This is a genomic window from Brucella sp. TWI432 (assembly GCF_039674445.1).
GTDB classification, from domain to species: Bacteria; Pseudomonadota; Alphaproteobacteria; order Rhizobiales; family Rhizobiaceae; genus Brucella; species Brucella chromiisoli.
Genome location: NZ_JBDJNL010000049.1, coordinates 1 through 3,918, shown reverse-complemented (window position 1 = coordinate 3,918; position 3,918 = coordinate 1). Strand labels below are relative to the sequence as shown.

The following is a 3,918-nucleotide window of genomic DNA, read 5'->3' as shown; positions in this document are numbered from 1 at the left end:
ATTTCATCAGGGACAGGATCGTTGATAGGTGGTTCAACTATCGCTGTACCATTCCAGATTTTAGAGTAAACATCACCGCCTTCACCCCATGTGTAGCCGAAATCGCTATCTATTCCGATTATCTGAACGCCGGGGATTTGTAGTTGCTCAATGTCATCCCACATTGAGAAAATGCTCCCGTTTTCAAGTACGGCAATATAGAACGGGCTGGGGTCTGCTTGAATTAATGGCACTACGTCGCGGCCCTTTTCGTCAACCAAAAACCACGCCGTCGTTGTTTTATCGTCGTCGAGTACGACTGTCCTTAGTTCGCGGGAGAAGACGCCATATTCTTTCATACTGTCACCAGCCTCCTAAGGCTCTCCATCCAACATTTGGGATATAAATTTGCGGTTGGCGTGCGGCAAAGCGGGTCATAACGGGAAATGTATACCCACCAGTCGTGATTTTTTGCTTCATAAAAGCCGTTAAATAGTACCCGCTTGAGTCAAGCCAAACGCCATTTGAGACGTTATTGTTGTTTAGGTCCCATTCAACCCATCCCGCCGAACGAGCGTCAGCTAGGCGCCAATTGAGCTGATCCTTAATTGTGTCAAGCGACCACCCGCCATTACCCAGCGTGTTAGCATATGCAGCGCCATCGGCCCAATTTGCGCCGCCGTTTGCTCGGCCGCTGATATTGATCGGCCAGTTTGAACTGAAATTTGTAGCATCAACGTTAAGGACTAACTGCGAATTTGTGCCCCAACCGATCGAAACTACGCTAGCGGTGGCTCCTGAAAACCCGCCTTGTCTAACTGGTATAAAGCCTAACGCTTTCTGATAGACGGGGTCGAAATACGCCCTCAGCGCTGCTTTAACGTTCGCCCATGTCGTCTTGAACATGGTTGAACCGCCAGCTTCGACACCAGTGAAAAAATCACCATCAGCGGGTGTAGTCTTGCCGTTTGCCCCGGCTACAGCCGCACCAACGGTTGCAGTTGTCGTGAGTGCAGGCAATTGTGCAGACGGGACTTTCCCGCCAGCGTCCAGTGATGCCACGCCACCCGCTGCGCCTTTGTCCACTGTTCCAAGCGCGTCGATATTGGCTCGGCCCTGCGCCCGCTGTGCAAGGCTGAAGTTTGTTGCGGCATCGACACGAACGCGAACACCCAATGCAGTACCGACAGAAGCGGCAAAGTTGGGATCATTGCCAAGGGCATCGGCGAGTTTTTTGAGCGTATCAAGAGCTTCGCCTGATCCATTCACCAGATTATCGACAGCCGCTTTGATCGCTTGCGCAACTTCATCGGCTGTCATGCCGTCAGTTATTCCGAAACCGCCCAGCGTCGTCGGCTTGTGGGTGAGATCAGCAAAGGAATGTTTGTGAGTCGATAAAGCCGTTTCGAACCACTTTATCTTCACATCAATTGCGGTAAACGTGGTGGCAATCTTGGCAATCTCGCCAAGCTGGAGGCCTTTTGGCGAGGGCAAATCCCACTCATAGTTTGTTGTCTTTGCCATCTATTACACCTTTGAAAGCAACATGCGCAGGCCGGAGATTTCCGGGCGCGCGGCTGGGGTTCCTGTCAAAACAAGACGCGTGCGTGCATCCAGATTGGCCGCTGGATAGTTTGCGCGCGTGAATGATTGCTCAACCAGACCGTCACCCAGCGGAGTGGCGCCTGACACGCTGACCGTTTCGTAATTGCCGGGAATGCCAATCTGCACCTGTGCCGATGAATTGGCCGGAAGCTTCGCGTCAAATGTCACAAGCACCCGGTTTGCATCGGTCGCATCCACCGCACGCGTGACGTAATCGGCTGTGGTCTGCAACTCCCCATCAATGATCTGCACATTCGGAAACAGAAACGGCGTCACCCGTTCCGTGCCGCGCAGAACCGCCGACACCTGAATGGTCTCGTTCTGAATGTAATGATCAAAGCTGATGATCTGGCGCGGCGCTGACGTGATCACTTCGCCATTCGGTCGGGTCAGTCTTATGGTGACATCAACCGATGCATCCGGATATTCAACACCGGCGCGGATGATCACATCCGACATTTTGAGCGGCGTGAATGAACCGATCGGCACGATCTTTTCAATCGGCTCAAACGCACAACCAATCATTTCAAACCACAGGTCCGATTCATTATGAACGGTCCATGTCGAAGCATTGGATGACGACAGCAGCACGCCAACCGTAAACGGCTGACCGGTGATAATCGAATTGGTGTCCAGATCGATCTTGCCGATGGACGCGACAAACAATTCATGTTCACCATCGTCGGTGAGAACCACAAAGCAATGTTCACGGCCTCCGGGGATAAAGACCGGATATTTGAACATGGCGGTGAATGTCTCACCTTGCCTGAGCGCTGTGCCTGGCACGAAAGCTTCCGCGATCACCTGCGACGTCGGCAGCCCCACTTCAACCGTTCTGATCTGCACCAGAATGGAGTTGGAGGGTGAGCCAATTTTCGCGCACATCAGACGAATGCCAGCCAGACACCAAGACTGTGCAAGCGTGAACGTCTGAGCCAGCGGGTCATGACCTTCACCACGCCCACCACCATCACCGCCACGGCTGACGGTCGTGGAACTGTTGGCATTGGTTACGTTGGTGACGTTCGTCACGTTGTTGACAACGGTATTGTTGATAACCGGCTGCGGCATGCTTTCGGTCGAGGTTTCGAGCGAACTGGTCAGCCGGTATTCCTCAACCGTGATCTCGCCCCGCCCGACATAGGTGCAGCCCGCATCGGTTCCGGCGCTGCCTTCAAAGAAGACAGATTTCGAACCGGCTGGCACATTGGCGGGAATGGTGAATTCACCTGTCATCACCCCATCGCTGTCTGCCGGACCCGAAACGGTGAAGGCGACCTCAATGTCATCAAACCAGACTTTTGAAAGCACTTCATTTTCGATGAAGCCTTCCAGCCGGAAATTCACATCACGCGTGCGAATGAATTCCGCCGAGATGATCGTTTCACGGACCTTCTCGACCTGCTGTTCGAGCGAAATGCCGCTGATATATTCCCCTTCAGATGCTTCAAAGGCCTGCGTTTCCGGTGACGTCCAGCTTGTGCGTTTTTCTGTCCAGAAGTCGGTTGACGGCTCCACACTGGCGCGGCCCGGCATCGGCGTGAAAGTCTGATACGGGTTGATCTTCATCGAACCGCTGCGGCGGTTCTGACGAATGACAATCACTTCGCTGTAATCAAGATGCTGAATCTCCATAAATGCCGGAAACTCATGCAGCGTTGGCTTGATTGGCAGGCGAAGCTTACCGCCGACGATTGCGGCGCTCTGCGCAATACCCTGATCGCGCAGATCGTCATCAATGAACGGATCGACAAACAGACCGCGCTTGGCTGCGACTTCCCGCGAGGAAATGTCATTCTTCAATCGCTCTTGCGCCACCAGATCATAAACATTGATCAGCATCTGCTCCATGCGGGTGATGCGGTCATAGGTGAAGTTACGCACCTGTGTGATTTCAATGCGCGGCGGACGGCCCCAATCATTATAGACGCGGGCAAGCTCCAGCCGATCAGCGGGCACTTCTGGCGGACGCGGACGCGAAACCGCCGAGACGCCCGTCAGATAGACCATGCCGCCCGACGGCTCGACCGCAATCACATCGATGCGCGGCAGCTTGTAGCGATAGTCAAACAGCACATTGGTGCCATTGGCAGCACCCGTCACGGTGATCGTCTCGCGGTCCACGGCATCCGGCTGGATATTCTCATTATAGCGATACTTGACCGTATAAGACGCACCGGGCGCCGGTTCCTTGCCCGATGGCGACCAGTCAATCTGCCCTTGCGACAGCAGCCAGTCGGCAGGCGTGGTGTAAACCGTGGTGCCCGATTTGATTTCGAGGATCGCGGTAACAGAGGAATGCGGCAGCGGATCGGTCACACCGGCATAAGGACC

Annotated in this window: 2 protein-coding genes and 1 pseudogene; all 3 read right to left on the bottom strand. The window is 54.2% G+C overall.

Annotated features, from left to right (window positions below; all coding sequences use genetic code 11):
* A pseudogene (locus ABE527_RS21470) lies at positions 1-338 on the bottom strand (hypothetical protein); the annotation flags it as partial.
* 4 nt (positions 339-342) lie between these two features.
* On the bottom strand, positions 343-1,503 hold the full coding sequence (locus ABE527_RS21465) for a hypothetical protein (protein ID WP_499698244.1): 1,161 nt from the start codon (positions 1,501-1,503) through the stop codon (positions 343-345).
* Positions 1,504-1,506: 3 nt separating this feature from the next.
* A partial coding sequence (locus ABE527_RS21460) for a DUF4815 domain-containing protein (RefSeq protein ID WP_499698243.1) occupies positions 1,507-3,918 on the bottom strand: 2,412 nt, incomplete at its 5' end.